24 protein-coding genes are annotated in these 22,407 nt (G+C 67.6%); 18 read left to right on the top strand and 6 right to left on the bottom strand.

Annotated features, from left to right (window positions below):
• Positions 1-3 precede the first annotated feature (3 nt).
• From fliF to ACG3SL_RS12830, 16 genes are read left to right on the top strand one after another with little or no spacing between them, the layout of a single operon-like run.
• A complete protein-coding gene (gene fliF, locus ACG3SL_RS12905; protein WP_448661560.1) occupies positions 4-1,284 on the top strand; it encodes a flagellar basal-body MS-ring/collar protein FliF in 1,281 nt (426 codons plus the stop codon).
• A complete protein-coding gene (locus ACG3SL_RS12900; protein WP_448661559.1) occupies positions 1,271-1,612 on the top strand; it encodes a hypothetical protein in 342 nt (113 codons plus the stop codon). Before fliF ends, ACG3SL_RS12900 begins: the two co-directional genes overlap by 14 nt.
• Positions 1,609-2,277, top strand: a complete 669-nt coding sequence (locus tag ACG3SL_RS12895; RefSeq protein ID WP_448661558.1) for a FliH/SctL family protein — start codon at positions 1,609-1,611, stop codon at positions 2,275-2,277. The genes ACG3SL_RS12900 and ACG3SL_RS12895 overlap by 4 nt, the downstream gene beginning before the upstream one ends.
• Positions 2,274-3,587, top strand: coding sequence for a FliI/YscN family ATPase (locus tag ACG3SL_RS12890; protein WP_448661557.1), 1,314 nt, complete (start codon positions 2,274-2,276; stop codon positions 3,585-3,587). Before ACG3SL_RS12895 ends, ACG3SL_RS12890 begins: the two co-directional genes overlap by 4 nt.
• Complete coding sequence (locus ACG3SL_RS12885; protein ID WP_448661556.1) at positions 3,580-4,029, top strand: hypothetical protein; 450 nt, start codon at positions 3,580-3,582, stop codon at positions 4,027-4,029. The genes ACG3SL_RS12890 and ACG3SL_RS12885 overlap by 8 nt, the downstream gene beginning before the upstream one ends.
• Complete coding sequence (locus tag ACG3SL_RS12880; RefSeq protein ID WP_448661555.1) at positions 4,026-4,868, top strand: hypothetical protein; 843 nt, start codon at positions 4,026-4,028, stop codon at positions 4,866-4,868. Before ACG3SL_RS12885 ends, ACG3SL_RS12880 begins: the two co-directional genes overlap by 4 nt.
• Positions 4,865-5,311 (top strand): flagellar hook capping FlgD N-terminal domain-containing protein, encoded by a 447-nt coding sequence (locus ACG3SL_RS12875; RefSeq protein WP_448661554.1) that lies wholly within the window; start codon positions 4,865-4,867, stop codon positions 5,309-5,311. Before ACG3SL_RS12880 ends, ACG3SL_RS12875 begins: the two co-directional genes overlap by 4 nt.
• Positions 5,312-5,314: 3 nt before the next feature.
• On the top strand, positions 5,315-6,487 hold the full coding sequence (locus ACG3SL_RS12870; protein WP_448661552.1) for a flagellar hook-basal body complex protein: 1,173 nt from the start codon (positions 5,315-5,317) through the stop codon (positions 6,485-6,487).
• A 38-nt stretch (positions 6,488-6,525) separates the two neighbouring features.
• The gene (locus ACG3SL_RS12865) at positions 6,526-7,278 is read left to right on the top strand and encodes a FliM/FliN family flagellar motor C-terminal domain-containing protein (RefSeq protein ID WP_448661551.1); all 753 of its coding nucleotides are present in this window, start codon (positions 6,526-6,528) and stop codon (positions 7,276-7,278) included.
• Positions 7,275-7,604: a FliM/FliN family flagellar motor switch protein gene (locus ACG3SL_RS12860; protein ID WP_448661550.1), complete on the top strand. Its 330-nt coding sequence runs from the start codon at positions 7,275-7,277 to the stop codon at positions 7,602-7,604. Before ACG3SL_RS12865 ends, ACG3SL_RS12860 begins: the two co-directional genes overlap by 4 nt.
• Positions 7,592-8,023, top strand: a complete 432-nt coding sequence (locus ACG3SL_RS12855; protein ID WP_448661549.1) for a hypothetical protein — start codon at positions 7,592-7,594, stop codon at positions 8,021-8,023. The genes ACG3SL_RS12860 and ACG3SL_RS12855 overlap by 13 nt, the downstream gene beginning before the upstream one ends.
• On the top strand, positions 8,023-8,736 hold the full coding sequence (gene fliP, locus ACG3SL_RS12850; RefSeq protein ID WP_448661548.1) for a flagellar type III secretion system pore protein FliP: 714 nt from the start codon (positions 8,023-8,025) through the stop codon (positions 8,734-8,736). Before ACG3SL_RS12855 ends, fliP begins: the two co-directional genes overlap by 1 nt.
• On the top strand, positions 8,733-9,476 hold the full coding sequence (locus tag ACG3SL_RS12845; protein WP_448661546.1) for a sigma-70 family RNA polymerase sigma factor: 744 nt from the start codon (positions 8,733-8,735) through the stop codon (positions 9,474-9,476). Before fliP ends, ACG3SL_RS12845 begins: the two co-directional genes overlap by 4 nt.
• A gap of 11 nt (positions 9,477-9,487) precedes the next feature.
• Positions 9,488-10,048 (top strand): hypothetical protein, encoded by a 561-nt coding sequence (locus tag ACG3SL_RS12840; RefSeq protein WP_448661545.1) that lies wholly within the window; start codon positions 9,488-9,490, stop codon positions 10,046-10,048.
• A gap of 13 nt (positions 10,049-10,061) precedes the next feature.
• Positions 10,062-10,415: a hypothetical protein gene (locus tag ACG3SL_RS12835; protein WP_448661544.1), complete on the top strand. Its 354-nt coding sequence runs from the start codon at positions 10,062-10,064 to the stop codon at positions 10,413-10,415.
• Positions 10,412-11,533 (top strand): tetratricopeptide repeat protein, encoded by a 1,122-nt coding sequence (locus ACG3SL_RS12830; protein ID WP_448661543.1) that lies wholly within the window; start codon positions 10,412-10,414, stop codon positions 11,531-11,533. The genes ACG3SL_RS12835 and ACG3SL_RS12830 overlap by 4 nt, the downstream gene beginning before the upstream one ends.
• Positions 11,534-11,540: 7 nt before the next feature.
• Here ACG3SL_RS12830 and ACG3SL_RS12825 read toward each other — a convergent pair whose 3' ends face one another.
• From ACG3SL_RS12825 to fliQ, 4 genes are read right to left on the bottom strand one after another with little or no spacing between them, the layout of a single operon-like run.
• Entirely contained in the window at positions 11,541-13,571 is a 2,031-nt protein-coding gene (locus tag ACG3SL_RS12825) for a flagellar biosynthesis protein FlhA (protein ID WP_448661542.1), read from the bottom strand.
• Positions 13,568-14,641: an EscU/YscU/HrcU family type III secretion system export apparatus switch protein gene (locus ACG3SL_RS12820; RefSeq protein ID WP_448661541.1), complete on the bottom strand. Its 1,074-nt coding sequence runs from the start codon at positions 14,639-14,641 to the stop codon at positions 13,568-13,570. Before ACG3SL_RS12820 ends, ACG3SL_RS12825 begins: the two co-directional genes overlap by 4 nt.
• A 1-nt stretch (position 14,642) precedes the next feature.
• Positions 14,643-15,374 carry a flagellar biosynthetic protein FliR gene (locus ACG3SL_RS12815; protein ID WP_448661540.1) on the bottom strand — a complete coding sequence of 244 codons (732 nt, stop codon included), beginning with the start codon at positions 15,372-15,374 and terminating at the stop codon, positions 14,643-14,645.
• Positions 15,375-15,401: 27 nt separating this feature from the next.
• On the bottom strand, positions 15,402-15,671 hold the full coding sequence (gene fliQ / locus ACG3SL_RS12810; protein ID WP_448661538.1) for a flagellar biosynthesis protein FliQ: 270 nt from the start codon (positions 15,669-15,671) through the stop codon (positions 15,402-15,404).
• A gap of 1,091 nt (positions 15,672-16,762) precedes the next feature.
• On the opposite strand from fliQ, the gene ACG3SL_RS12805 reads away from it, so the two are divergent.
• Positions 16,763-17,464, top strand: coding sequence for a helix-turn-helix transcriptional regulator (locus tag ACG3SL_RS12805; RefSeq protein WP_448661537.1), 702 nt, complete (start codon positions 16,763-16,765; stop codon positions 17,462-17,464).
• Between the two features lie 105 nt (positions 17,465-17,569).
• A complete protein-coding gene (locus ACG3SL_RS12800) occupies positions 17,570-19,054 on the top strand; it encodes a S41 family peptidase (RefSeq protein ID WP_448661536.1) in 1,485 nt (494 codons plus the stop codon).
• Between the two features lie 138 nt (positions 19,055-19,192).
• Here ACG3SL_RS12800 and ACG3SL_RS12795 read toward each other — a convergent pair whose 3' ends face one another.
• Positions 19,193-20,896 carry a serine hydrolase domain-containing protein gene (locus tag ACG3SL_RS12795; RefSeq protein WP_448661535.1) on the bottom strand — a complete coding sequence of 568 codons (1,704 nt, stop codon included), beginning with the start codon at positions 20,894-20,896 and terminating at the stop codon, positions 19,193-19,195.
• Entirely contained in the window at positions 20,893-22,362 is a 1,470-nt protein-coding gene (locus ACG3SL_RS12790) for a serine hydrolase (RefSeq protein WP_448661534.1), read from the bottom strand. Before ACG3SL_RS12790 ends, ACG3SL_RS12795 begins: the two co-directional genes overlap by 4 nt.
• Positions 22,363-22,407: the final 45 nt, after the last annotated feature.

The following is a 22,407-nucleotide window of genomic DNA, read 5'->3' as shown; positions in this document are numbered from 1 at the left end:
CCGATGCAGAACGCCGTTCCCGATTCCACCGCGCAGCGCGGGCAGCTCTATCTTCTGGGCGGCGTCTTCGCGCTGGTCGTGGCGCTGCTGGCCGTCGGCTATTTCCTGTTCCTGCGCACCGAGTACGCCGTGCTCGCACAGGGGCTTCGCCCGACCGACGCTTCGGCGATCGTCGCCGAGCTCGACAAGCGCGGCGTCGCCTATCGCCTGCGCGATGGCGGCGCGACGATCCTGGTGCCGGAGGGGCAGGCGGACGCCACGCGCGTCGCGATCGCCGGATCGGACGCAGCGGCGCGCGGCCAGATCGGCTTCGAGCTGTTCAACAAGTCCGACATGGGGCTCACCAACTTTGCGCAGAAAATCAATTACCAGCGCGCGCTCCAGGGCGAGCTGGTCCGCACGATCATGGCGATGGAGGGCGTGGACACCGCCCGCGTCCATCTCGCGCTGCCGGAAAAGGCGCTGTTTCGCGGCGACCGGGTCGAACCCAGCGCGGCGGTCACCGTGACCATGAAGCCGGGCCAGACCGCCGATCCGGCACGCGTGTCGGGCATTCAGCAGCTCGTCGCGGCGGCGGTGCCGGACCTGCCCCGGCCCAAGGTCGTCGTGCTCGACGGCGGTGGCCATGTCATCAGCCCGACACTCGCGACCCCAGCCGATGGCGGCTTGGGCGACGGACCGCCCGCCGAGGTCGCCGAGCGCAAGGCGGTCGGGGACTATTATCGCGCGCGGGCACAGGGCGCGATCGAGCGGCAGATGCCGGGCGTTCGCTTCGCGCTGCGTGTGCTGGTGCTTCCCCGCGAGGCGGCGGCGGGCGCGACGGCGGACGCGGCGATGCCGACCGACTGGGCGCCCGCGGGAGAGGGCGCGGCGCGCAATTTCCGCATCCGCATCCTGTTCATCAGCGAGGCGCCCATCGCGCCGGAGGACCAGCAGGTCGCGCGCGGCGCCATCGTCCAGGCGACGGGGTTGAGCGAACAGGCCGGCGACACCCTGTCGTTCGAAACCGGCCCCATCGATCCACTCGCCGCGCCCCTGCCGATCGCGCAGCCCAGCTACCCGGCGGCCAGCCTGCCCACACCCACGCCTCCGGCAGCGACCCTGGGAATCGCCTGGCCACCGCTCTGGCTCTGGCTCGTGGCGGGCGTCGCGCTGGCGGCCTTGCTGGTCTGGCGCTTCCGCCGCCCGAGCGCCCGGCTGAGCGGCGAGGAGCATGAGGCGTTCGCGCAGCGCCTGCGGCGTCAGCTCAACATGACTGAGGAGGCGGGTGATGCTGCTGCCTGAGGCGCGGCTCGACATCCTGCTCGACGAGCTGCGCGGCATGGCCGCCGCGGATCGCAATGCGGTGCTCGCGCGGCTCAGCCGCAGGGAGCGCCACCGAGTCCGCAAGCATCTCGCCGCGCAGTCGGCCACTCGGGCGACGGAAGCGGCAGCCTCGCCTTATTCGGCCGACATCGCGGCGCGGCTCGCGGCGCAGGCTGGCGGGCTCACCGTGGCGGGCCGCCGGGCGCTGGATGCGTTTCTCGCGCCGGCGGGGCAGGGGCCCGCGCGAGGCCCGTCGCTCGCCCACGCAGTTGGCGGGCTACTCCGGGCACGGGGCAAGCTGCCATGACAATGCTCATCAAATCCGACGCTGGCATCGCCGTTCGCCGGTTTGTCTGCGCCGCGCCCCTGCCGGCGGAGGCGGAGGAGGCGGCGGCGTCTGCAATCGCCCCCTCCGACATCGAGCGCGCGCAATTGCTCGCCGAGATCGATCGCCTCCATCGCCGACACGATGCGGCGGAGGATGCGACGCGCCGCGCGGTCGAGGCCGCGCGCGAACAGGGCCGGCGGGAAGGGTTTGCCCGGGCCGAGCGGCGCGACGCCGACGGCATCGCCGCGATCCGCCAGGGCGTGGAGCAGGCCCGCGCCGACTTTGTCCGGCAGCTCGATGCGCTCGATCGGCTCGCCCCGGAGCTCGCCTGCACCGCGCTCGCCAAGCTGTTCGCCAATGTCGACGACTGGGCGGCTGCCGCACAGGCGATGATCGCACGGCAGCTCGCCGCGCTTCGCCGGTCGAGCGTGGTGGCGATCCGAGTCAGCGCGGAGGATTTTCCCGACGCCGAAGCCGTCGCCGCGCTGTCCGCCACGCTCGCGGCGGAGGGGCTGCGCGTCGAGAGCGATCGTACGCTGCGCGCCGGCGCGAGCCGGATCGAATGCCGCCTGGGCCAGATCGATCTCGACGCGCGCACCCAGTGGCAGGCGGTGTCGGCGCTGCTTGAGGAAATGACTCGATGACCGCCCACCCCTTCCTGCTGCGCCTGCGCGACGCGGAGCTGGTCCGGCCCGTCGGCTTCGTCCGCAAGGTCGGGCACGGCCATTTCGAGGCGGACGGGCCGGCCTGCACCGTGGGCGACCTGTGCGAAGTGGCGGGAGAGGGGGGCGTGGTGTGCGCGGAGGTCGCCGCCGTCGATCACGCCGCGCTGACCCTCGTGCCCCTGGAGCAGAACCGCCAGGTCCGGCCCGGCGCGCAGGTGACGGCGCTGGCCGGGGGCGGCACGGCTGCGGTCGGGGATGGCTTTGCCGGGCGCGCGATCGATGCGTTCGGGCGCCCGTTCGACGGCAAGGGCGCGATCCCCACCGGCGCCCGGATGCCGCTTTCGGGATCGGTACCGCGTCCGCTCGATCGCGCCGCGCCCCTGCTGCGGGTGACGACCGGCGTGCGCGCCATCGACGGGCTGCTGACGCTCGGCATGGGCCAGCGCGTCGGCATCTTCGCGGCGGCGGGGGTGGGCAAGACCAGCCTGCTCGAACAACTCGCTGCACAGGTTGCGTGCGACCGCGTCGTGCTGTGCCTGGTCGGTGAGCGCGGGCGCGAGGTGGAGGCGATCTGGCGCGCGCTGTCCGCCCGCAGCGATGCGAGCCGCTTCACGCTCGTCGCGGCCACTTCCGACGAGACCGCCGCGCTGCGGGCCCGCGCCGCAAACGTTGCGCTCTGCTTGGCCGAGTATTGGCGCGATCGCGGCGAGCAGGTGCTGCTGGTGGTGGATTCGGTGACGCGCCTCGCCATGGCGCTGCGCGAGATCGGCCTTGCCGCAGGTGAGCCGCCGACCGTGCGCGCCTATACGCCCAACGTCTTCGCGGCCCTGCCGCGTCTGGTCGAGCGGTGCGGGGCGACGGGCGGCGGCGCGATCACGGCGGTGATGACCGTGCTCAGCGAGACCGACGATGTCGACGATCCGATCGTCGAAGTGATGAAATCGCTGCTCGACGGCCATATCGTGCTGTCGCGCACCCTGGCCGAGCGGGGGCATTTCCCCGCCATCGACGTCTCGCGCAGCATCAGCCGGCAGGCCGCGCGGCTGATGGAGCGCGCGCACGCTGCGGCCGCGCGCGCCGCCATCACCCAGCTCGGCGTCTATGACGAAGCGCGGGTGATGATCGAAAGCGGCGTCTACAAGAGCGGCGCCAATGCCGAGATCGATCGCGCGATCGCCACCCGCGCGAAGCTGATGGCGTTCCTGCGCCAGGGGCAGGATGAGCAGTCGGCGTTCGCCGATACGCTCTCCGGCCTCACTGCAGCGGTCGGGAGCGGCGACCATGCGTGACCGCCGCGTCGATCGCGCGCTGGCCGATATCGCCGCGCTCCGTGACGCACAGCGCACCGCCGCGCATCAGGAACTGGCGGAGGCCAGGGCGCGCGAGGATGAGGCCGTGGAAGCGTCGCGGCGCGCCGACCTCCGCACCGAAAGCGCGGCACGCGCCTGGGACCGGCATCTCGGCAGCGCGGCTTTCGCACCGGAGCTTGCCCGCGCGCTGGCGAACGCGCTGGTCGACCATGGCCGGGCGAGCGCCTTTGCGCAGATGCATCGCGATCAGTGCTTCGCGGCGTCGGCGGTTGCGGAGCGTGCGTGGCACGATGGCGACGCACGCTGCCGCCTCGCCGGCCGCGCGCTCGACGACAGCCGCCGGGCGCTGCGGCGCGCGCGCGACAGCCGCGCGCTTGATGCGCTGGCAGACCGCATCGCTTCGAACTGGAGACGCGCATGATTGGAGTCCTGTCCCATGCCGGGCCGATGCCGCGCGGCGGACGCGATCCGGGCGAACCGCCGCGCGGCCCGGTGGCGAGTGACCGCTTCGCACAGTTGCTCGGCGCCGGCGACACCGCGCGCGAGGTGGAGGGCGCCGCCCCCGCCGACGCGACCGCGCTGGTCCCCTCGGTCCCCCACCCCGCGCAGTCGCAGGGCGCGCCGACACGGCCCATCGGACCTGTCGCGCCGGACGCTTCGATCGTCGCGCCCCGGCAGGATGGCACGACCGACCCGTCGCCACAGGCCCCCGCGCCGCTCGCCCGTGTCTTCAACCAGGATGGCTTTTTCGGGCACCCGGTGACGACTCCCATCCAGGCCGTGACCGCTGTGGAGGGTGATGTCCCGAGCGCGCAGGCCCCCGTGGCTGCGCCAGCGGACCGGGCTTCCGCCGAAGAACCCGAAGCCGGATCGCCCACGCGCAGCGGCGCCGATGGCGCGCGGCTACTCGCCTCTAAGAATGCGCCGGTGGCGCGCAGCGTGCGGGCGGTTGCGCCGGGCGCTTCGCGGGGAGCGGCCATCGCCGCAGTGCCCGCGCCGCCCGACCGTGCCCAGACTGCCGAGCCGCTCGCGCCCCCGCAGCGCCGTGCCTATCGCGCGCCCCCTGCCGCGCGCTCTGCGGTGCATGTCGCGCTGAGCGAGATCGACAACGGGCTTCAGGTCGCCGCGCGTATCGAAAATCTGGACGAGGCCGAGCGCCAGCAATTGCGCGATGAGATCGTCGCGATGCTCGGTCGCCACGGGCTTTCCGCCGCGCGCGTCCAGATCCACGGCCTCTTGCCCAGGGAGAAGCAACGATGATCGCGCAAACCGCGCCGGTAGCCGCCGGCGGTACCGGCCAGACGACCCAGCAGAATGGCGGCACCGCCGCAACCGACGCCTTCGGGCTCGGCTTCGACGCGCTGCTCAAGATCATCCTGACGCAGCTGACCTATCAGGATCCGCTGAAGCCGATGGACAATTTCCAGTTCGTCTCGCAGCTCGCGCAATTCTCGCAGATTCAGCAGAGCCAGACGATGAATGACCGGCTGGAGATGCTGGTCTCCGCCCAGGCGACCAGCCAGGCGACCGGTCTGCTCGGCACGCTGGTCGACGTGCCCGCCGGGGCGACCACGCTCACCGGCACGGTCACGGCGGTCTCGTTCGACAACGGCACACCCCGGATCACGATCAAGACCGCCGACAACCGCACGATCAGCAACCTCGCAATCTCCGCCGTTTCGCAAATCAGGAAGGGGAATTAAGCCATGTTCGGAGCCATCTATATCGGCCTGAGCGGTCTCAACGCCTATTCGCGCGGGCTCGAACAGGTCAGCAACAACGTCACCAATCTCAACACGTCGGGCTTTCGCGGTTCGACGGTGACGTTCCAGAATTACTATGGCACCGGCAGCCGCGGCGGCCTCGCGCACGACAGCGACAGCCGGGGCAGCGGCAACGGCGTCGGCATCGGCGAGAGCCGGCTCGACCTCACCGCCGGCCAGCTCCGCCAGACCGGTCGCGATCTCGATCTGGCGATCGACGGCGGCGGGTTCCTCGTCCTGCTGGACGGCGACAAGATGCTCTACACGCGCACCGGCAGCTTCGAAGTCGATGACAAGGGCTTCATCGTCCTGTCCGGCACCGACTACCGGCTGGCGACGCTCGATTCCTCGGGGCGCCCGGTCAGCCTGTCGATCGATCAGAAGCGCACCAGCGCGCCGATCGGCAGCACCACGATCACCTTCACCGACAATCTGTCGAGCACCGCCACCACCGCCGTCCCGATCAACGACATGACGGTGTACGACCCCAGCGGCGGCGCGCACAAATGGAGCGCGAAGTTCGAGAAGGGTACGACCGCCGGCGCCTGGACCGTCACCATCAGCGACGACAAGGGCGTGATCGCCACCAAGGCGCTCAAGTTCAACGGCAGCGTCGTCGATCCCACCACCGCCAAGATCGAGGTCGAGGACACGACGAACCATTTCAAGGTGACCTTGGATTTCTCGTCGGTGCAATCCTATTCGTCCGGCGACACCTCCAATTTGCGCGCATCCGCGATCGACGGGCACGGCGTTGGCGCGCTGACCACGGTGACGGTGAACGCCACCGGCCATCTGGAGCTCGCCTATTCGAACGAGCAGAAGCTCGATCTCGGCGCCGTCGCGCTGGCCGATTTCCGCGACACCCAGTCGCTGACCGAAAAGGACGGCGGCCTGTTCAGCTATGATGGTCGCGGGGAGCGCATGTACCTGGCGAGCGAAGACCCGCGCGTCGGCCTGGTCAAGGCCAAGCAGCTGGAGGCGTCGAACGTCGATCTTTCCAAGCAATTCGGCGACCTGATCCTGATCCAGCGCGGGTTCCAGGCGTCCTCGCAGATCGTCAGCGTGTCCAACGACATGATTCAGCAGCTCTTCGGCATCCGGGGCCAGGGATGACGCAGGACCATAGAGCGTGGCTGCCTGAGGGCACGGCAGTGCCTGCTGCTACGCAGCGCGCGCTGGCCGATCTGGTCGAAAGCTGGTCGGGCGAATGGTTCGCGGAAGAGCGGATGCGTGTCGCGGGCGCGCTGGCGCGCGTCGCTGCGCCGCGTATCGAGTCGCGCAAGACGGTGTGGCATGGCTGCGACGAGGGGGTGGCCATCGGCCTTCCGCCGTCGGGCACCACGGCGCTGGGCGCCCTCGTGCTCGGGGTGGCGACTGCGATCGACCAGCGCAACCCCCAGGACATCACGCTGCTCGAAGCGCTGGGCAAGGCGTGTCTTCAGGACCTCAAGTCGCGCCTCGCGCAGCGGCTCGCGCTCGACAGCGCGGTCTGGCGCGAGTCCGAGGGGCGGGCCGGGGAGGGGCCGGTGGTCCGGCTGGAGATCGTCACGGCCACGCGCGGGCTGGTGGTCCAGGTCGACCTGTCGGCATCGTGTTTCGCACGGCTGGTGCGCCGTACCCTGCCCGATCCCCCAGCGGGCGCACCGCTCGGCTCCGGCGGCACCGCGCTCGCCCGGATCTCGGTCTCGCTCTCCGCATCGCTCGGCCGCAGCCGCATCTCGGTCGCCGAGCTTGCGGGTCTTGGCTGCGGCGACGTGCTCGTGCTCGATCAGCCGACCGACGCCGCGCTGCCGCTCGCGGTGGGGGGCGTGCCGCTCGCCCGGGGGCGCTGCACCGTTGTCGAGGGCGAGCGGGGCCCCGCCCTCAGGATCCTGGATGCTCCAAGCCGAGGAATAGCTGCGTGATTGGACATAGTGATGCTCCTGCGGAGGCGAAGCGGATGGAGCCCGCAGTTGCAGACACCACGCCAGACCGGCGGGCGACGGCGCGCGTCAGCAGCAAGCTGATCGAGAATGTCGGTGTGGAGCTTGAGGCGTTTCTGGGCGCCGCATCGATGACCGTCGCCGATCTCACGGGGCTGGCTGCGGGCAGCGTGGTGGCACTCGACGCACAGCTCAACGTTGCCGTCGATCTGCGCCTGAACGGTGTCGCGGTCGCGCGCGGGGAACTGGTCGCGGTCGGCGACAAATTCGGGGTGCGCCTCTCCGAGATCGTACAATGGCCCGACTGACAGCCCTATTTGCCTGTGGTGCTGCGTATCTGGTCCATGCCCCCGCCGCGTTTGCGCAGGCGGGGCGATTGGGCGGGGGCGGGCAGCTGAACCTGTCGCTCACGCGGATCGTGATGGCGCTGATGCTGTGTCTGATGCTCGCGGCGCTTGCTGCCCTCGCGCTGAAGCGGAGCGGCGGACGCATCGATCTGCCCCGGCTGCGGGGGCTGGTGGCGGCGCTGCCGGCGCAGCGGCGCGTGGAAGTGATCGAGACGCGCCGCGTCAGCCAGTATGCGGATGTTTGCCTGTTGCGCTGCGACGGCCGAGAATATCTGGTCCTTTGCGCGCAGCAGCAGCAGACCGTGCTGCGGGAAAGCGCCTGCGCAGCGGTGCCTTCGCCATCGCTCGCAGCGACGGGCGGGGCGGGGGAGGCCGGCTGATGCGGTTGCCCCCGGTTGTCCGGATCGGCCTGCTCGCCGGCGGGCTGCTCGTACCCGCCACTGCCTTTGCGGCAAGCGGGGCGGGGATGAGCACCGATCTGGTGCGCACGATGCTCCTGCTGACGCTGCTGGCGGTCGTGCCGGCGATCTTCATCAGCATGACCAGTTTCGTCCGCATCATCGTCGTGCTGGCGATGGTCCGCCACGCCTTTGGAATGCCCGAAACGCCACCCAATCCGGTGCTGATCAGCCTCGCGCTGTTCCTGACCGCCTTTACCATGGGGCCGACGCTGACCGCAGTGAACGGTCAGGCGCTCAAACCGCTGATGGCGGGCAGCGTCACGGTCGAACAGGCGCTGGACAGGGGCAGCGGGCCGCTGCGCACCTTCATGCTGGCGCAGACGCGGGATAGCGATATCGAGGCGATCTACGCCATCGCCAGGGCGCCGGTGCCCGACCGGCCCGAACAGGTGGAGCTGCTGAAGCTCACGCCCGCCTTCCTGCTCAACGAACTGCGGGTGTCCTTCACCATCGGCTTCGTAATCCTGCTGCCCTTTTTGCTGATCGACCTTGTCGTGGCGTCGATCCTGCTCGCGCTGGGGATGATGATGGTCCCGCCCTCGACGATCTCGCTGCCGATCAAGATCCTCATGTTCGTGCTGATCGACGGATGGGGGCTGATCCTGCGGGGCGTGCTGGGAAGTTTCAAATGAAGCAGCGCCGGGGCGGCACTTCCTCGGGGATTGAGCTGCTGCTCGTTCCCCCCAGGGTCGAAGCATCCTTGTGGCGGCGCTTCCGCTTCGAACGCGAACTGCGCTGCAAAGAACAGATATTCACCCGCTACCGCACACTCGCGCGGGCCATCGCGCTGCGCCAGTTCCGCGCCCGGCCGCGCAACGGCGGCGAACTGAACGACATGGAACAGTTCGCGTACGAGGGGCTGCTCGTTGCGATCGAGCGGTACGACCCGTTGCGCGGCGTGCCCTTCGGTGCGTTCGCGCGGCGAAGGATCATCGGCAGCATCGCCGATGGCGCCGCGCGGATGAACGAGATCGACGCGCAGTACAGCTATCGCCGCCGGATCGAGACGGAGCGGCTGCGTTCGCTGCGCGCAGAGGCAGAGCCGACCGATCCGCTTGAGGCATTGTCCGACCTTGCTGCCGGGCTGGCGATCGGTCTGATGCTGGACGGTTCCAACCTCGTCGAGCCCGGAGATGGGGTCGACCGGCGACCCAACGCCTATGAGAGCCTTGCGTGGCGACAGCTCAATGCCGAGCTTCACCATGCGATCGATCGGCTCCCCGAGCGCGAGGCGGCGATCATTCGCCAACATTATGAGAACGGCGTAAGCTTCTCGCAGATCGCGCACCTGCTGGGCCTTTCGAAAGGGCGGGTCTCGCAACTCCATGCGCTTGCGCTGGGCAAGCTGCGCGCGCGACTGGGATATCGGTGATGGAGACGGACATGACGCAGTGCAGTGACGAGGAGATGGCGCAGCTGCTCGGCGCCATGCAGGCAAGCACGCCCGACGAAATCGCCTTTGCCGAACGGTTGATCGAGGCCTATCCCGGCGATGCCCGGCTCCATTTCCTGCTTGGCTCGATGCTCGCCGGATCGGGCCGCCCGATCGAGGCGCACGCTGCGCTCAGCCGGGCGGTCGAGCTTGCGCCCGACTTCGCGCTGGCGCGTTTTCAGCTCGGCTTCTTCGAGCTGACGTCGGGCGAGGCGGCGCGTGCGATCACCACCTGGGAGCCGCTCGATCGTCTGCCGGGCGATCATTATCTCGCGCATTTCGTCCGAGGGCTGCGTCACTTGATCCAGGACCATTTTGGCGAGGCGATCCGCGAGCTGACGCAGGGGATCGCAGTGAACGACGACAATCTGCCGCTGAACCGCGACATGCAGCTCCTTATCGACGAATGCAGCCGCCTCGCCGGTGCGACTGCGGCCGTGAAGCCCGCCGAGGAAGAGGCTTCGGCCACGTCCTTCCTGCTCGACCAGATCGAGCGCGGAACGACGCACTGAGCATGTTCGGCGCATGACCAGCATCGGCAATGTCGATCAGGTGCTGCTGCTGCTGCGCGAGCAGTTGCAGCGGACGGGCCGCAACCGTGGCGCATCGCGTCGGGGGCGCACCGCCGCGTCCGGAGCATCGTCCGCGCGCCCGCTGGATCGCGTTCGCGCGCTTGCCGCACTCGACACGCTGGACGAAGAGGAACTGCGTCGCGCGATGGTTCGGGGGCTGCTCGCCGAGCAGTTCGGCGAAGCTGTGGCAAACGATCCCGCGCTGATCGCCATCGTCGATCAGGTGAGCAGGATCATCGGCGAGACGCTTGAGGGCCGCCAATTGATGGACCGGGCGCTGGCCCATTTGAAGGAAGCACGCGCATGACCCAGACCGCCCCCGCGCAGAGCCGGCACGATCGCCTCGTCGCGCTGCTTGCCGAAGACCCGGACAATGTCGCGCTCATCGCCGATGCAGCGGAAGCGGCGTTCGCCGAGGAGCGCTTCGACGCCGCCGGGGATTTGCTCGATCGACACGCGCGGCTCCGGCCGCTGCCGCCGCAGTTGCAGCATCTTTCGGGGCTTGTGGCGATGCGCCGCCTCGATTGGGCGGGTGCCGCCGATATTTATGCCGCGCTGCTCGGCGAAGGTGCGGACGCACCGGCGGTGCGCTTCAATCTCGCCTGGTCGCTCGCGATGGAAAAGCGCTTCGAGCCGGCGCTCGCCGCGCTCGATCCGGCGACCAGCGATGCACTGCCGCAGGCGGCGCAGCTGGAGGTGCAACTGCTTCACCAGCTTGGCCAGATCGACCTGGCTGCGGCACGCGCGCGCGCGCTGCTCGATATTCATCCCGAGCACCGCGGGCTCAACGCCGTGGTTTCGACGCTGGCGATCGACATCGAGGATACCGATCTTGCCACGCGCACCGCGCGGGCCGCGGGCGATCACCCCGACGCGCTTACGACCCTGGGCACGCTCGCGCTCGGCGGGGAGGACCCGGCGGCGGCGGCGGCGCTGTTCCAGGCCGCACTGGCCCGCGCGCCCGCCGCGCCCCGCGCGCGGATCGGACTGGGCCTCACTCGGATGCTGGCAGGCGATCAGGCGATGGCGGCGCGCGATCTCGACAAGGGTGCCGAGCTGTTCGCTACGCATCTCGGCTCGTGGATCGCGGCGGGCTGGGCGCATGTGCTTGCAGGGGACCGCGCCGCCGCCCGCGGCCGCTTTGAGAAGGCGTTGGCCCTCGACGACAGCTTCGGTGAGGCGCAGGGTTCGCTTGCCGTGGTCGAGATGCTGGACGGGCATATCGAAGAAGCGCGCCGGCGCACCGCCATCGCGACGCGCCTCGACCGGGAGAGTTTCTCGGCGGCATTCGCCTCGATGCTGATCGCTGCCAGCGAAGGAAATGCCGAGCAAGCCGCGCGCATCTTTGAAACCGCACTGCGAACCCCGATCGGCCCCGACGGCAAGACTCTGGCCCAATCCCTGGCAAAGCTCGGCGGGCGATAGGGGAGGCTCAGGCCTCCAGCCGCACCACGTCGAACGACTTCAGGCTGACGCGCATCGGTATCTCGCTCACCGACAGGATCGACAGCTTCGGGATGCTGCGGCGCGTAAGGTTCTTCAGGTGCCGACGGACTTCGCCGCCGCACAGCAGAACCGGCGCGCGGCCCTGGCGGAACATCTCCTCGCTCATGGGCGCGAGGCGGCGCAGGATCTGCTCTGCCAGCCGAGGCTCGACCGCGAGCGCGCTGTTGCCCGCATTGGCGCCGATGCTGGCGGCGATCTGGTTCTCCACGCGCGGGTCGAGGCTGAGCACCGCCAGCTCGCGGTGGCTGCCGCGCAGCTGGTGGCAGATGGCGTAGCTCATCCGCTGGCGAATCTGCTCGGTCAGCTCGATCGGATCCTTCTGGGTGCGCGCCAGATCGACGAGATGCTCGACGATCAGGTCGAGATTCGCAATCGACACCCCTTCGCCGAGCAGATTCTGCAACACCCGCTGCACGTCCGAAAGCGTTAGGGTATTGGGGATCAGGTCCTCCACCAGCCCAGGCTGGCGCTCACGGACCTCGCCCAGCAGCGCCGCGACGGTGGCGCGAGTCAGCAAGGTCGCGGTCTCGCTTCGCGCGATCTCGCCGAAATGCGTGACCATCATCGTGATCGGATCGATGATCGTATAGCCCGCCTCACGCGCCTCCTGCGCCATGTCCTCGGCGATCCAGAATGCAGGCATCCCGAATGCGGGGTCGATCGTCTCCTCGCCGGCCAATCGCCCCTTGGCATTCTGGTTGGCGATCGCCAGCACCCGCTCGGGCTGCACTTCGGCGGCACCATAGCGTGCGCCGAACAGGCGGATTTCATATTCGAAGCTGGCCAGCCCCTGGCCGTCGACGAGTTTCACCGCCGGGAAGCCGATTCCCAGCTCCAGTTCCTGCGCGCGGCGCAGCCCGGCGAGGCGCTCGAGGATCAGCGCGCCGTCCTTCTCCCAAGCCGCGCCAAGCTCGCTGCCGAACCGGATCTCCACCGCCGGCACCGGAGCCGCGCCCGATGCAACCGCCGCGTCCGCCGCTTCCTCGCCGGTGCCGTCCTGCGTCGAGGTGCGGCGACGCAGCCGCCAGCCGACGATGCCCGCCGCCACACCGATCAGCAGGATCGGCCATTTGGGCATGCCCGGCATCAGCATCAGCGCGAGCAACACCGCCGAGACGATCAGCGGGATGCGCGGCTCCGACGCGAGCTGGCGGAATATCTCGGTGGAAAGCTGCCTGTCGGCAGCCGATCGAGTCACGATGATGCCCGTCGCGATTGATATGATCAGCGCGGGCAGCTGGGTGGCGATGCCGTCGCCGATCGTCAGCAGCGTGAAATGCTGCAGCGCCTCGGCCCATTCCATGCCCATCTGGCTGACGCCGACGATCCATCCGGCGATGATGTTGATCAGCAGGATGATAATGCCGGCGATCGCGTCGCCCTTCACGAACTTCGATGCGCCGTCCATCGCGCCATAGAAGCTGGCTTCCTTCTCCAGCTCCTCGCGCCGGCGCACCGCCTCCTTCTGGTCGATCAGCCCCATGTTGAGGTCCGCGTCGATGCTCATCTGTTGGCCGGGCATCGAATCCAGCGTAAAGCGCGCCGCGACTTCGGAGACGCGCTGCGCGCCGCTGGTGACCACGACATACTGGACCACGACGAGGATCGAGAAGACGACCAGGCCGATCACGAAATTGCCCTGCACGGCAAAGGCGCCGATCGATCCGATCACGTCCCCGGCATTGCCGCCGGTCAGGATCAGGCGCGTCGCCGCGACGTTGAGCGATAGCCGATAGAGCGTGGCCACGAGCAAAAGCGACGGAAAGGTGGAGAACTCCACCGGCTTGCCGACATAGAAGGTCAGCAACAGGATCGTCAGCCCGACCCCGAAATTCACGATGATCGCCAGGTCGAGGAACGCGGGCGGGATCGGCACGAACAGGATCACGAGGATCGCGATCGTCGCGCCGACGAGCACCAGGTCCTTCTGGTTGCGGAACAGCTTGTCCAACATCATGCGGCTTCCGGATGGTCGGGGGCGCGGCGGAGCGCGATGTATAGCTCGGCCACGGCCTCGTAGGTGGAGGCAGGAATGGCACCGCCCGCGGGGCAGGCACGGAACAGCGCGCGCGCCAGGGGCGGCCGCTCGACGATGGGGATGCCCAGGCGAAACGCCTCGTCCTTGATCGCCAGCGCGAAGCGGTTGCGGCCCTTGGTCGATACTTCGGGCGCGATCATCCGCTCGGGATCGTAGCGGAGCGCCACGGCGAAATGCTCGGGATTGACCACGACCAGGTCCGAGCCGGGCAGCGCGCCCACACCTTCGCTCTGCTTGACGAATTCGGCATGGAGCTGCTTGCGCTTCTGCTTGATCCGCGGGTCGCCCTCGCGGTCCTTGCTTTCGCGCGTCACTTCGCGGCGGCTCATCCGCATCTGCTTCAGGAATTCGCCGCGCACCAGCAGCTGGTCGAGGATCACGAACCCGATGGCGATCGCGATGAACACGAACAGCAGCCGCAGCCCCGCGCCGGCGAGCGCCTCGGCCAGCCGCTCGCCATCGCCGGCGGCAAACGCGAAGCGGGCGATTGCATCCCGGACGACGAACCAGGCGGCAATCGCGTACGTTGCGGACTTGAGTACGGTCTTCAGCGTTTCCTTGAGCATCCGCATCGAGAACAGCCGCTTCAGCCCGGTTGCGGGGTTCAGCCGGTTGAAATCCGGCTTGAGCGGCTGGGCGGTGAACATCAGCCCGCGCAGCTGGAGGATCTCCAGAAAGATCACCACCGCGACGATCGTGCCGCCGAGCAGAGCGAGCGGTCGGATGGCCGCCCAGGCGATCGTGCCGATCATCGCCTGGGCCAGTTCGGGATCGGCCGCGCGGTCGATCCCGGCGGAAAAGCTCTTGCGCATCAGCTCTGCGATCGCGGCGATCGTCGCCGGCCCGGCCACTGCGCCGAACCCGGCCAGCGCGATCAACCCGCCCAGGAAGCCAAGCTCTGCACTGCGCGCGACCATTCCCTTTTCCCGCGCCTTCTTGAGCTTGAAGGGCGTTGGCGCCTCGCTGCGGTTCTGCTCCCGCTCCGCCATGTCAGATCAGCCGCGGCATGGTTTCGATCGCGCTCCGCATGAGTTGCGCAAACACGGCTCCTGAGAAGGAGAAGGCCAGCGGCAGTGCCGCCATCGTCGCCAGCGCCTTTACCTGGAAGCCCAGGAGCAGCACGTTCATCTGCGGCAGGGTGCGGGAGAGAAACGCGACGATCAGGTCGAGCAGGAACAGGACGAGCAGCACGATCCCGGCCAGCCCGATCGCCATCAGGAACACCCCGCCCATATAGTCGATCATCGGCGCCGGGTCGCCATCCAGGCGCGCGGCTCCCAGCGGCACCTTCGCGATCGAAGCGGCCCACACCGCGAGCAGATCTTCCGGCCCGCCAAGGGCGAAGAACACCGCCGCGCCGGCATAGGCGAACAGCGTGCCGGCCAGCGGCATCTGCGCCCGCGTCGTGGGATCGACGAGCACCGCCAGCCCGAAGCCTGCCTGGATATCGATCGTGCGCCCTGCTGTCAGCAGCGCGGCGAAGGCCAGTTGCAGCGCCAGGGCGAGCGATATGCCCAGGAAGAGCTCGCCCAGCACGACAGCCGGCAGGCCGGCCTGCCAGAACGGCGCGCGCCAAGTCGCGTCCGGATTGCCCGCGACCAGCCAGGCGGAAAGGGAAATCGCCAGGATCAGCCTTACCGTCGCGGGCACACGCAGCAACGTGAAGGGCTGGGCAAAGCCGAGGATGGGCACAATCCGCAGGCTCAGCAGCAGGACCGCCACCGCTTGATCCGTCAGATCCTCCATCGATCAGCCCGCGAGTGCCGGGATCACCAGATAAAGGCCGCGCGCGAAATCCGTGATCCGCGCGATCATCCAGGGGCCGAGCAGGATCAGGAGCATCGCCGCGACGAGCAGCTTGGGGACATAGCTCAGCGTCATTTCCTGCATTTGCGTGGCGACCTGCAGGATGCTGATCGCAACGCCGACGATGAGCGTGGCTAATAACACGGGACCGGCCACGATCACGCAGTTCCACAGCATGTCATCAAGCAAGTTGAGTGCGCGGTCGGCTTCCAAGACATCCCCCCGGATTAAGATCGATCGCCGAATCGGGATCAGCGTAGCTGCCCTCTTCGAGCATAGGTGCGTCTGGGAACTTGAGAAGCAAAAAGCGCTAGGTTCAACGACTTTGGTTCAAACTCCGGATCACGCGCATAGCTGATGCGTTCGGAGCATGCGCGGATAGTCCGCACTCCCGGAGATCGCATGCCACGGTCGGCCTGGCTGCGCGAGTTGCATGGAGGCGCTGGCTTGGTTCCCGTACGCGCCCGATGCGGCAGCGCGGAGTTGCCCGGCGCTCCGACCGATGCCAGCAGAACCGATCCCTATGGCCGGTTCGCGATGGTCGATGGCCGTTTATCGACGCGCATTCTGTTCTTGGCCTTGGCGATCTATACGCCGAGCTAAGCCAATGTCTGCGTTCACGATCTGACACCGATAACTGCCGGTCGGGCGGGAATCGGCCGCTCATGACGTGCCGAAAGATGCCGCAAGAGCTTCAAAGTTCTGTGGGACAAGATATGGAATGCGATCTGACCACATCGTCCGAAATGGCACAATTCCGCCATTTTTCGCTTGACGATGGTGACCCCTACGGCTTCTACGGAATTGGCGTACGCGATTGATAAATAATGACAATGTGTTTCGGATGACAGTCCGGTACCATCAGAAGTACCATGAGTCCTTCGGACTAAATTTATCGCGTTGAGCGGGGAAGGGGGCAACGGTCACAGCGGAGCTTAAAGGCAAGCTCGTTCTTCCGAATCGTTCGGAGGGCTGTTGCTCAAATAGACGCCGAGAAGGGTTATCACGTCATCAGCGTCCGATCGCAGCCCGCCCCGCTGTGACCATCGCGCCGAAAGTCGCGGTACGCATGGATTGGTCATGCGGCGACGGCTGGCGCCACAAGCCCGCCGCCTGCGCGTGTGGTCGTGTCCATCATGCGCAACAGCGCGGTGATACAGGTCGCCGAATAGCAAGCAACCAAGGCCAAAATCGTTTCGCGCATATCGTTCGCGATTGTCCTTTGATGCTGTCCGCGCGAGTGTCTCGACATGGGTGCATATTTCGAATCACTGCGAATCCGTCGCTACCCGGCGCGATCCGCAATGTCCGAACATGTCCATGACGCACCTAGCCTCTGCATTCTGATTTCCGGAGGCTATGAGGAAAACATCCGTGGACGGCAGGATGCCTATCTGGCGGGAAACTTGTCTTTCTGCCCGGCCCATGCGCCGCATTCGCAATCCATCGGTCGCGCTGGTGCCGCGAAGCTGCTGCTGACTCCCACACGCTCCGGCCTGGAATTGCTATCTGCCCATGCCCAACTCGACGATGCGCCCGCATTTCATGCCGAGGCGGTCGCAACGATCGGTCGTCGAATGGTGGCGGAAATGTCGATCGATGACCCATTCTCCGAAATCGCGATCGAGGGCCTCGGCTATGAATTGGTGGCTATCTTCGCCAGGTCGACCGCGCAGCGGCAGGACACGCCCGCGCGCTGGCTGCGGGACGCCTGCGACTATATGGCGGCGCATGCCTGCGAGGCGCGGAGCCTGGGCGAGATCGCGGCGGCGGTGGGCTGTGACCCGGTTCGCCTGTCGCGCGGCTTTCGGCGCGCGCACGGACACAGCATTGGCGAGCACCAGCGCAAGCTGCGGGTGTCGGCGGCGTCCGAACTGCTCGCGACGACCCCGATGCCGCTCGCCGAGATCGCCCAGGCCTGCGGATTCTACGATCAGGCGCATCTGACGCGCAGCTTTAAGGCCGTGGTTGGCTGCACGCCCGCAGTTTTCCGCAAAGGCCTTTAGCGTACAATCGTCCGCCGCGTCCAAGACGAAGGCGCGCAGGCGGCGTAGCAGGCGACGTATCCGGAGGAGAACGCGCCGATGACAGCCCCCACAATGCGCCGAAGCATGATATTGCTGGCTGCCACCTATATGCTTGGGCTCTCGCTGCACGGGGCGTCCGCGCAGGAGGCGGGATCGCAGTTTCGTCGAGGCGATTGGCTGGAGGACTTTCAGCAGCTCAAGGCCGGGCTCGAGCGCGCGTACGTCAATCTCGCCTGGATGGGATCGCAGCAAAGCGGGATCGATGTACCGCGCCTGGAGCGCCGCACGCAGGATGCCCTCGCCCAGGCCACTACGGACAGCGAAGCGGAGAAAGCCCTGCTCGATTTCGTGGCAGGCTTTCACGACGGGCATCTGTCGCCCTTGTCCCGGCTTGCCGTTCCCGCGGGCGCGCCGGCGCCAGAGCCCGAAGACGCGGCCCTGGTTCGCGGGGACGCGCTGACCGGCTGCGCTGCGCTCGGCTATGCTGCCACCAGTCCGGTCGCGTTTTCGTTGCCGTTCGAAAGCCTGCCGGGCTTTGTGATGCTCGGCGACGGTCTGAGCGCTCCCTTCCGTAGCGGTCTAGTCCCGGGGCCGGACGGTCGCAGGATCGGGATCGTTCGTATCCAGTCGTTCCAGTCGACCGCGTTTCCAGACCTGTGCACGCGCGCCTGGTCTGCGCTCGAAGCCGCCGACACGCCGCTTACCCCTCGCGCGATCGAGGATGAGGCGAGCGACCTCTGGTTCGCCGCCCTTGCCGAGACGCTGGCGAAGCTCCGCGCGCAGAAGGCCGTCGCGGTGCTCGTGGATGTCGGCAACAATAGCGGCGGCGATGACAGCGGCGACTGGATGCCGCGCATGTTCACCGGTCGCACTGTTGCCTCCGCGCCGCTGTGGATGGTCGATGCGCCCGTCTCGGCGAGTTATTTCGACGAGCAGATCCGCTCGATGAACCGAGGTCTGGCAGCCAAACCCAAGGCCGACGGCGCCAGGGCGCTGGAGCAGGCGCGCAATTTCTTTGAAAGTGCAAAAGCACGGATCGGGACGCAGCGCTGCGAGCTGGCCTGGGTGTGGACCGAACAGCGCCCGTGGAAACTGGAGGGGTGCAACAATCTCCTCGCGGCCGGTTCCGCAGGCGGCTTCCTGCGCAGCGCGCCCAGGAGCGCCTATGGCGATGGCAAACTGGCGAGCCGGCTCTCCTGGTCCGTCGCTATCGCGCGGCATTTCGGCGCATGGACAGGCCCGGCCTATGTCCTCGCCGACAAGCGCAGCTTCTCCGCCGCGGAGATGTTTGTTGCGACGATGAAGGACAATGGCATCGCCAAGGTGCTTGGCGCGCGGACCGGAGGGGACGGGTGCGGATTCATGGCGGATGGCGATCCGCTGGTCCTGACCCATTCGCACCTGCGCTTTCGGGTCCCCAACTGCATGCGGCTCCGGGCCGACGGTACGAACGAGGTTGCGGGCATCGCGCCCGATTTCCCGATCGTGCCGATGCAGGGCGAGAGCGCCCGGGCGCGCGCGGCGCGCGCACTCGCGGTGATTGCCGGCGACCTTCCGAACGCCAGATAGCTATGGGCAGCGCTGCTGCTAGGTCATGCTCACGACGTTGCTAGCCGCTGATGGCGAAGATCGCGCCAGGTGCGATGCCACATCCCGCGGAAGAGAAGGCCAGCCGTTATGAGCGCGGTTTCCCGCTGGCAGCCCCGGTCAGGACGGTAGCGACCTGTCGATCTTGAAGAACTTCAGGTTCAGGACACGTCCGTTCGACAGCGCAAAGCCGATGATCCTGCCCCGTCCGTCTCGGCGGAATTGCAGAGCCCCGGCGATGGATTGCGTGACGAAGGCGTCCGGCTCGCGCAGGAAGCTCGGCTGCTGGCGGATCATCGCCTCGCCAAACGCGCCGCTCAGCCACAGCGTGCCGCCCCGGATCGCGACGGTATAGAGAAGCTTGAGCTCGGGGCTGTAATAGTCACCCACATAATCGAGCATCTTTGCCGCAGTTACGTCGGGGACGTCGGTTGGCGCGATCCGCCTCGCGATACGATCATGGTCCGGTTCGTGGATGACGAGCGTATCGGCATCGGGGAAGCTGAAGGTGACAGGTGCGTTTTGGAGGGAGAAGTCGCGTGGACCGGATGCGGTCAGTTCGTCCCGGTCCTGCAGGACGAGCTTGCCGTTGCGCAGAGAGACAGCGAACAGGACGCCCGGTTCTTCCTTGTAGGTACCCACAAAGGGCGCCAGTTGCTTCTCGTCCAGCAGGACGGCCTGATGCTTGACGCCCGCCGCGGCCTCCGGAGCATCGCCCAGATACAGATCGGCGATTTTGCGTGCCAGTTCGACGGGGTTAAGCCCTTCGCTGTTGCACAACAGGCTGATCGCCAGATGCCGTTCGGGCAGCATCAGGAAATCGGCGACATAGCCGGGATCGGTGCCGCTATGCTCGACGGTCATCGCGCCGCGATATCGGCCAATTTCGAAGCCGGAGGCATAGGGCTGGGTCTTGCCCGACGCATCGGGCTGCGTCGCAATCATGGCGTCGAAGATCGCACGGGTTCCGACCTTGGGGACGTCGAAGTTCATCGCCCAGCGCGCCATGTCCGCGACGCTCGTCTGCACGCCCGTCGCGCCATAGGTGGAATAGGGAAGCGATCGACGCTGATACCCGCCACCGGTCGGTGCATAGGGTTGCGCATGGCCGGTACGGATGATGCGGAAATCATCCTGCACCCAGCTGTCCACCATGCCGAGTGGCTGGAACACCCGCTGCTGCATGAACTGCCCGAAAGGCTGTCCCGACACGCGTTCCACGACGAGCGCGAGCAGCGTGTAATTGCTGTTGGAATAGGCGAAGCGGCTGCCTGGGGGAAAGTTCAGGTCGCGCTGGCCGTAGAGAATGCGGGTCACGTCTTCCTGCGTGATCGTGTCTTCCAGACGGCGCCCTGAAAGCGCGAGCAGACTCCATTGATCGCGCAGGCCGCTGCGATGGTGCAGCAGATCGTCGATCGTGATCGGCGTCCCGAAATCGTGAAGCTCGGGCACATAGTTGCGGACTTCGTCCCCCAGCGACAGCCTGCCCTCGGCCCGAAGCAGATGGATGGCAAACGCGGTGAACTGCTTTGATACCGACGCGATGTGGAAGCTGGTGGTAGCGGTGTTGGCGACCGGCCCCTCGACGATGGCACTGCCGTAGGCGCCGGTGAACACCACCCGCTGGCCCTGCGTAACCGATACCGCGCACCCCGGACCGGTGGGACTTTCCCAGCGGTCGAACAGGGTGTTGATCGCGGCGGCGGCGACAGGGCGATCCTCCGCCCGTACCGCCGTTGCGAACAGGGCGGCAGCGATGCTGGTCAGCGTGGCCCACGGCAACGTCCGACCTGTGGAACCCGCAATCGCGGCGCGCAGGCTCACGGCTTCGGCCCCTGCAGCTCCGCCAGCGCGGCGCGCGCGCTTGGCATGGTGGGATCGAGGGCCAGCGCCTTCTGATAGCTGCGGATCGCGGAGAGACTATCGTTCGCGGCGCGATAGGCCTCGCCCAGGCTGTCATAGCCGTTCGCCGATTGCGGATAGCGCTCGGTTGCCCAGAGGAACACCTGGATGGCGGCGGCAGCGCGACCGTCGCGCAGGAGGCGATAGCCGAGCGCGTTGAACGCCCCCGCGCTGAGGTCATATTCGTCCTGCCGCGATGCCAGCGCGGCATAGGCCGCCGCCATCGCGGCTGGACCCTGCGTGTAGGCGGCAGGCACCAGCGCATCGTCGAGGCTGCGGCGCGCCGGGGCCATGGGCTTGCCGTTCAGCACCTCCATCAGGTCGCGCCCCATCTGGCTGACGAGCGCCCCCTGCCAGAAATTGTCGAGGATGATGACGCAGTCCCGGTTGCGTTCCGCCCGGAGATAATAGCTTTGATAACCGGGCACGCTGCCGGTGTGCGATACGACCGGCAGCGTGGCTCCCCCGGGCAACGCATAGTCGTCCACGCCCCAGCCATATCCATAGAATTTGCTGTGGGCGCTGAGCATCGTCTGTCTCGGCTGGGCAGAAAGCAGCGCGGTTCCGTACAGCGCCTGATCGAAGCGCAGCAGGTCGTCCGCCGTCGCATAGATGCCGGCGGCGGAGAAGGAGACGCTGGGATTGATCGCGTCCGGGGGTGTCGGTCGACCACCGGGTGGGACGCTGTAGCCTTCGGCGAAAGCCTTGGGGTCGGTGTCGCGGGCGAAGACGCCGCTCGACCGCATCCCCGCAGGCGCGAAGATGCGCTGGCGCAGTGCTTCGGCATAAGGCTGCCCGGTGACTCGCTCCACAATCAGGCCGAGCAGGAAGAAGCCGTTGTTATTGTACCGCCATTTCGTGCCGGGCTGTTCGACAAGCGCCGGTTTGATCCATTGGCGGGCAAAGTCTGTCGGCGTCCACGCCTTGCGCGCCGAGGTCCGCCACCAGGGATCGTCATAGCGTCCCGGCACATCGGCGAGGCCCGAGGTGTGGCTCAGCAACTGGGCGACCGTCACCGGTGCTGCCGGTGTGCCGCGATAGAGATCGGGGAGATATTCGCCCAGCGTGCCGTCGAGCCTCAAGCGCTTCTGATCGACCAGCTGCATTACGAGCGTGGCCGTGAAGGGCTTGGTGAGCGACCCGATCCGATAGCGCAGCGCCGGATCGTTCGGGCGGCCGGTTGCGACATGGGCGATGCCGTAGGACGACCGCACCAGCACCTTGCCGTTCCGCGCGATCAGGACGGTGCCATTGAATCCCCGGTTCGCGGCATAGCTGTCGACTAGCGCCTGCAACGTGGCCGCCGAGGAGGGCTGCGCGGTCGCCGGGGTAGGCAGCATCAGCAATGCCATCAACGCGAACAGCACGCCTTTCATGCGAGTAACCATGTGCACGGACTCCCTGTGTGACTACATTTGTAGTCACACAGGCGG

The organism is Sphingomonas degradans, from assembly GCF_053502645.1.
The sequence above is the reverse complement of the archived record's forward strand: the minus strand, read 5'-3'. Positions and strand labels throughout refer to the sequence as shown.

Coding starts and splice junctions, on each gene's coding strand:
- ACG3SL_RS12855 (WP_448661549.1), top strand. CDS start 7,592: ATGGCCCGACTGACAGCCCTATTTGCCTGTGGTGCTGCGTATCTGGTC.
- ACG3SL_RS12890 (WP_448661557.1), top strand. CDS start 2,274: ATGACCGCCCACCCCTTCCTGCTGCGCCTGCGCGACGCGGAGCTGGTC.
- ACG3SL_RS12895 (WP_448661558.1), top strand. CDS start 1,609: ATGACAATGCTCATCAAATCCGACGCTGGCATCGCCGTTCGCCGGTTT.
- ACG3SL_RS12820 (WP_448661541.1), bottom strand. CDS start 14,641: ATGGCGGAGCGGGAGCAGAACCGCAGCGAGGCGCCAACGCCCTTCAAG.
- ACG3SL_RS12800 (WP_448661536.1), top strand. CDS start 17,570: ATGATATTGCTGGCTGCCACCTATATGCTTGGGCTCTCGCTGCACGGG.
- fliP (WP_448661548.1), top strand. CDS start 8,023: ATGCGGTTGCCCCCGGTTGTCCGGATCGGCCTGCTCGCCGGCGGGCTG.
- ACG3SL_RS12885 (WP_448661556.1), top strand. CDS start 3,580: ATGCGTGACCGCCGCGTCGATCGCGCGCTGGCCGATATCGCCGCGCTC.
- ACG3SL_RS12880 (WP_448661555.1), top strand. CDS start 4,026: ATGATTGGAGTCCTGTCCCATGCCGGGCCGATGCCGCGCGGCGGACGC.
- ACG3SL_RS12845 (WP_448661546.1), top strand. CDS start 8,733: ATGAAGCAGCGCCGGGGCGGCACTTCCTCGGGGATTGAGCTGCTGCTC.
- ACG3SL_RS12870 (WP_448661552.1), top strand. CDS start 5,315: ATGTTCGGAGCCATCTATATCGGCCTGAGCGGTCTCAACGCCTATTCG.
- ACG3SL_RS12840 (WP_448661545.1), top strand. CDS start 9,488: ATGACGCAGTGCAGTGACGAGGAGATGGCGCAGCTGCTCGGCGCCATG.
- ACG3SL_RS12825 (WP_448661542.1), bottom strand. CDS start 13,571: ATGATGTTGGACAAGCTGTTCCGCAACCAGAAGGACCTGGTGCTCGTC.
- ACG3SL_RS12805 (WP_448661537.1), top strand. CDS start 16,763: ATGTCCGAACATGTCCATGACGCACCTAGCCTCTGCATTCTGATTTCC.
- ACG3SL_RS12830 (WP_448661543.1), top strand. CDS start 10,412: ATGACCCAGACCGCCCCCGCGCAGAGCCGGCACGATCGCCTCGTCGCG.
- ACG3SL_RS12835 (WP_448661544.1), top strand. CDS start 10,062: ATGACCAGCATCGGCAATGTCGATCAGGTGCTGCTGCTGCTGCGCGAG.
- ACG3SL_RS12875 (WP_448661554.1), top strand. CDS start 4,865: ATGATCGCGCAAACCGCGCCGGTAGCCGCCGGCGGTACCGGCCAGACG.
- ACG3SL_RS12790 (WP_448661534.1), bottom strand. CDS start 22,362: ATGGTTACTCGCATGAAAGGCGTGCTGTTCGCGTTGATGGCATTGCTG.
- ACG3SL_RS12900 (WP_448661559.1), top strand. CDS start 1,271: ATGCTGCTGCCTGAGGCGCGGCTCGACATCCTGCTCGACGAGCTGCGC.
- fliF (WP_448661560.1), top strand. CDS start 4: ATGCAGAACGCCGTTCCCGATTCCACCGCGCAGCGCGGGCAGCTCTAT.